A 5028-nucleotide genomic window follows, 5' to 3' on the forward strand; every position below is an offset into this window, starting at 1 on the left:
CAGCGGCCAGGGCATCGGCTTCCGTCAATGCGTCCTCCACGAACGCGCCGTGCTGCTTCGCTTCGGCCTGGCTGACCTCGGCCCATATCCGTTTCACCTGGGCCGCACTGTACCCGGCCAGCTCGGCTGTCATTTTCAGAAGACGACTGCACCAGTTGATTGGGCGTAATGGCTGTTGTGCAGCCAGCTCCTGACAGTTCAATATCAGAAGTGATCTGCACCAATCTCGACTATGCTCAATACTCGTGTGCACCAAAGCGAGGTGAGCATGGCGACGGACACCCCACGGATTCCAGAACAAGGCGTGGCCACTCTGCCTGATGAGGCTTGGGAGCGTGCGCGCCGTCGTGCGGAGATCATCAGTCCGTTGGCGCAGTCGGAGACGGTCGGGCACGAAGCGGCCGATATGGCGGCTCAGGCGCTGGGCTTGTCTCGGCGCCAGGTATACGTTCTGATCCGGCGTGCCCGGCAAGGCAGCGGCCTCGTGACGGATCTGGTGCCCGGCCAGTCCGGTGGAGGTAAAGGTAAGGGGCGCTTGCCGGAACCGGTCGAGCGCGTCATCCACGAGCTACTGCAAAAGCGGTTCCTGACCAAGCAGAAGCGCAGCCTAGCGGCCTTTCACCGCGAAGTCACTCAGGTGTGCAAGGCTCAAAAACTGCGAGTGCCGGCGCGCAATACCGTGGCCTTACGGATCGCTAGCCTTGACCCGCGCAAGGTCATCCGCCGGCGGGAAGGCCAGGATGCCGCTCGTGACCTACAAGGTGTGGGCGGCGAGCCTCCTGCCGTGACCGCGCCGCTGGAGCAGGTGCAGATAGACCATACGGTCATCGACCTGATCGTGGTCGATGACCGCGACCGGCAACCTATTGGCCGCCCGTACCTGACCCTCGCCATCGACGTGTTCACCCGCTGCGTGCTCGGCATGGTCGTCACGCTGGAAGCGCCGTCTGCCGTTTCGGTTGGCCTGTGCCTCGTGCATGTCGCCTGCGACAAGCGCCCTTGGCTGGAAGGACTGAACGTGGAAATGGATTGGCAGATGAGCGGCAAGCCCTTGCTGCTCTACCTAGACAACGCGGCCGAGTTCAAGAGCGAGGCCCTGCGCCGGGGTTGCGAGCAGCATGGCATCCGGCTGGACTATCGCCCGCTGGGACAGCCGCACTATGGCGGCATCGTGGAACGGATCATCGGCACGGCGATGCAGATGATTCACGACGAACTGCCGGGAACGACCTTCTCCAACCCTGACCAGCGCGGCGACTACGATTCCGAAAACAAGGCCGCCCTGACGCTGCGCGAGCTAGAGCGCTGGCTCACATTGGCGGTCGGCACCTACCACGGTTCGGTGCACAACGGCCTGCTCCAACCGCCGGCCGCGCGCTGGGCCGAGGCCGTGGCGCGTGTCGGCGTACCGGCCGTCGTCACACGCGCTACTTCGTTCCTGGTCGATTTTCTGCCGATCCTCCGGCGCACGCTGACCCGCACCGGCTTTGTCATCGACCACATCCACTACTACGCCGATGCGCTCAAGCCGTGGATTGCGCGGCGTGAACGCTGGCCGTCCTTTCTGATCCGGCGCGATCCGCGCGACATCAGCCGTATCTGGGTCCTGGAACCGGAGGGACAGCATTACCTGGAAATTCCCTACCGTACCTTGTCGCATCCGGCTGTCACCCTCTGGGAACAACGGCAGGCGCTGGCGAAACTGCGGCAGCAAGGGCGCGAACAGGTGGATGAGTCGGCGCTGTTCCGCATGATCGGCCAGATGCGTGAGATTGTGACCAGCGCGCAGAAGGCCACACGCAAGGCGCGGCGTGACGCGGATCGCCGCCAGCACCTCAAGACATCAGCTCGGCCGGACAAGCCCGTTCCGCCGGATACGGATATTGCCGACCCGCAGGCAGACAACTTGCCACCCGCCAAACCGTTCGACCAGATTGAGGAGTGGTAGCCGTGGACGAATATCCCATCATCGACCTGTCCCACCTGCTGCCGGCGGCCCAGGGCTTGGCCCGTCTTCCGGCGGACGAGCGCATCCAGCGCCTTCGCGCCGACCGCTGGATCGGCTATCCGCGCGCAGTCGAGGCGCTGAACCGGCTGGAAGCCCTTTATGCGTGGCCAAACAAGCAACGCATGCCCAACCTGCTGCTGGTTGGCCCGACCAACAATGGCAAGTCGATGAACGTCGAGAAGTTCCGCCGCACCCACCCGGCCAGCTCCGACGCCGACCAGGAGCACATCCCGGTGTTGGTCGTGCAGATGCCGTCCGAGCCGTCCGTGATCCGCTTCTACGTCGCGCTGCTCGCCGCGATGGGCGCGCCGCTGCGCCCACGCCCACGGTTGCCGGAAATGGAGCAACTGGCTCTGGCACTGCTGCGCAAGGTCGGCGTGCGCATGCTGGTGATCGACGAGCTGCACAACGTGCTGGCCGGCAACAGCGTCAACCGCCGGGAATTCCTCAACCTGCTGCGCTTCCTCGGCAACGAACTGCGCATCCCGTTGGTTGGGGTAGGCACGCGCGACGCCTACCTAGCCATCCGCTCCGATGACCAGTTGGAAAATCGCTTCGAGCCGATGATGCTGCCGGTATGGGAGGCCAACGACGATTGCTGCTCACTGCTGGCCAGCTTCGCCGCTTCGCTCCCGCTGCGCCGGCCTTCCCCAATTGCCACGCTGGACATGGCTCGCTACCTGCTCACACGCAGCGAGGGCACCATAGGGGAACTGGCGCACTTGCTGATGGCGGCGGCCATCGTCGCCGTGGAGAGCGGCGAGGAAGCGATCAACCATCGCACACTCAGCATGGCCTGTCGACAACCTCTCGCGCAACCAAGACATCGCGGTCGGACTGCAAGTGATCTTGAAGCCACGGGCCCGTCCCACCCCGACATGGACCTCGATGCCCGAACGGACGTTAGATTTCGAGTTCTAGGCGTTCTGCGATGAAGGTTGGATCCCAGCCGGGATTGAAAGTGTCGACGTGGGTGAATCCGAGCCGCTCGTATAGGCCACGCAGGTTCGGGTGGCAGTCGAGCCGCAGCTTGGCGCACCCCTGCGTTCGCGCGGCATGGCGGCAAGCCTCGATCAGCGCGGAGCTGACACCCCGGCCCGCATGTGTCCGTCGCACCGCGAGCTTGTGCAGATATGCGGCCTCCCCCTTGAGGGCGTCGGGCCAGAACTCGGGATCCTCGGCCGACAAGGTGCAACAGCCGACGATGCCGTCGCTGCAACTCGCGACTAGGAGCTCGGAGTAAAGGTTTTCCGGTAATTACAACAAAGAAATTACACCTTCGTTCGATTATTCATGAACTTCTATGGTTTATTAGTGGTGATACCAATATTAAATATTTAAAAGACAATAAAGTTTCAATCTGGGACGAATGGGCGGACGAAGATGGTAATATTGGACCTGTTTATGGTCATCAATGGCGTTCTTGGCCCGACGGTAAAGGTGGAACTATTGATCAGATTAAAATCTTGATAGATGGTTTGAAAAACAATCCGGAATCGAGAAGACATATCGTAAGTGCGTGGAACGTAGCAGACATTCATAAAATGGCTTTACCTCCTTGTCACAACATGTTCCAGTTCTATGTTGCAAATGGAAAATTAAGTTGTCAACTCTACCAACGTTCAGCAGACGTTTTCTTGGGTGTTCCTTTTAACATCTCAAGCTACGCATTGTTTACAATGATGCTAGCGCAAGTTTGTGGATTGGAGGCTGGAGACTTCGTTCATACTTTTGGAGATACGCATTTGTATTCCAACCATTTTGACCAAGCTAAGCTTCAATTATCTAGAGAATTACGTCCACTTCCAACAATGAAAATAAATCCAGATGTTAAAGATATTTTCTCTTTTAAATTTGAAGATTTTGAATTAGTTGGATACGATCCACATCCACACATTAAAGCAGCTGTTGCAATTTAATTAGCTTTAAAATATAAGGAAACAGAAATGGGTATTAAATATAGCTTAATTGTTGCAATTGGGAAACACCGAGAAATGGGTGCTAACAATGATTTGCTTTGGCACTTACCAAGAGATATGCAATTTTTTAAGGAAACGACAACGGGTCACGCTGTTGTAATGGGAAGAAAAAATTGGGAATCTATTCCTCAGAAGTACAGACCGCTTCCAAATCGTTTAAACTTCGTTTTAACACGAGATAAAAACTATAGTGCAGAAGGTGCAACAGTGATTTATGATTTAAAAGAAGTCGCACAACATCTTGAAGGAAAAGACTTAACATGCTTCATTATTGGTGGTGCTCAAATCTACCAACTGGCCTTAGAAACAGGACTTTTAAATGAAATGTATGTCACACAAGTACATAACACATTTGAAGAAGCTGACACCTTTTTCCCTTTTGTAAATTGGGTAGAATGGGAAGAAGAAGATATTTTAGAACAAGATAAAGATGAAAAACATCTTTATTCATTTAATATAAAGAAATTTACGCGTTAATTCATGAAAGTTTGCATTGCTGAGAAACCAAGTGTTGCCAAGGATATCGCTGCCATTATCGGTGCTAATACTCGTAAAGATGGGTATTACGAAGGTAATGGATATCAAGTAACCTGGACTTTCGGGCATTTGTGCACGCTTAAAGAACCAAACGATTATTTACCGGAATGGAAATATTGGGATTTAAGAAAATTGCCCATGATTCCTTCTCGATTTGGAATTAAGGTCATAGATGATGAAGGAATTAAAAAGCAATTTAAAATTGTCAAACAACTTCTTGTAAACGCCGAAGAAATTATCAACTGCGGGGATGCTGGACAAGAAGGAGAGGTTATCCAGCGATGGGTATTCTTAAAGTCAGGAACGAAAGCACCTATCAAAAGATTGTGGATTAGTTCCTTAACGGAAGAAGCAATTAAAGAAGGATTTGCAAACCTACGTATAGGAAGAATAAACGCCCTTTTCACCCAAGTCCAACAGCTTTGGACCGCAGTTGACTCTTTCGACACCCCTGCGATGCAACCCAATCCGGCTGACGGGGAGCCAGCAACGCTGAAAATTTAC

At 54.8% G+C, this 5028-nt stretch carries 4 protein-coding genes and 3 pseudogenes; 5 read left to right on the forward strand and 2 right to left on the reverse strand.

Features of this window, described 5'->3' with window-relative positions; translation table 11 throughout:
• Positions 1–139 (reverse strand): annotated as a pseudogene (locus FTU70_RS14105) (resolvase); the annotation flags it as partial.
• Positions 140–268: 129 nt separating this feature from the next.
• Between FTU70_RS14105 and FTU70_RS14115 the strand changes: the two are divergent.
• Together FTU70_RS14115 and FTU70_RS14120 are read left to right on the forward strand one after the other, a co-directional pair.
• Complete coding sequence (locus FTU70_RS14115) at positions 269–1948, forward strand: Mu transposase C-terminal domain-containing protein (protein WP_000179844.1); 1680 nt, start codon at positions 269–271, stop codon at positions 1946–1948.
• Between the two features lie 2 nt (positions 1949–1950).
• Entirely contained in the window at positions 1951–2943 is a 993-nt protein-coding gene (locus tag FTU70_RS14120) for a TniB family NTP-binding protein (protein ID WP_179990694.1), read from the forward strand.
• Here the strand turns inward: FTU70_RS14120 and FTU70_RS14125 are convergent.
• Positions 2912–3253: pseudogene (locus FTU70_RS14125) on the reverse strand (GNAT family N-acetyltransferase); the annotation flags it as partial. The gene FTU70_RS14120 and the pseudogene FTU70_RS14125 sit on opposite strands and share 32 nt — an antisense overlap.
• Here FTU70_RS14125 and FTU70_RS14130 point away from each other — a divergent pair.
• The 3 genes and pseudogenes from FTU70_RS14130 to FTU70_RS14140 all read left to right on the forward strand — a co-directional run.
• Positions 3247–3927 (forward strand): annotated as a pseudogene (locus FTU70_RS14130) (thymidylate synthase); the annotation flags it as partial. The pseudogenes FTU70_RS14125 and FTU70_RS14130 overlap by 7 nt on opposite strands.
• Before the next feature lie 27 nt (positions 3928–3954).
• Positions 3955–4464: a trimethoprim-resistant dihydrofolate reductase DfrA20 gene (gene dfrA20, locus FTU70_RS14135; RefSeq protein ID WP_179990692.1), complete on the forward strand. Its 510-nt coding sequence runs from the start codon at positions 3955–3957 to the stop codon at positions 4462–4464.
• A gap of 3 nt (positions 4465–4467) precedes the next feature.
• The coding region (locus FTU70_RS14140) for a toprim domain-containing protein (protein ID WP_257222118.1) at positions 4468–5028 on the forward strand (561 nt) is incomplete at its 3' end.

The organism is Acinetobacter sp. YH12135 (assembly GCF_013418565.1).
Lineage (GTDB): Bacteria > Pseudomonadota > Gammaproteobacteria > Pseudomonadales > Moraxellaceae > Acinetobacter > Acinetobacter towneri.

Bases quoted from the DNA above. Each gene is read 5' to 3' on its own strand.
- FTU70_RS14115 (WP_000179844.1), top strand. From the start codon at position 269: ATGGCGACGGACACCCCACGGATTCCAGAACAAGGCGTGGCCACTCTG.
- dfrA20 (WP_179990692.1), top strand. From the start codon at position 3,955: ATGGGTATTAAATATAGCTTAATTGTTGCAATTGGGAAACACCGAGAA.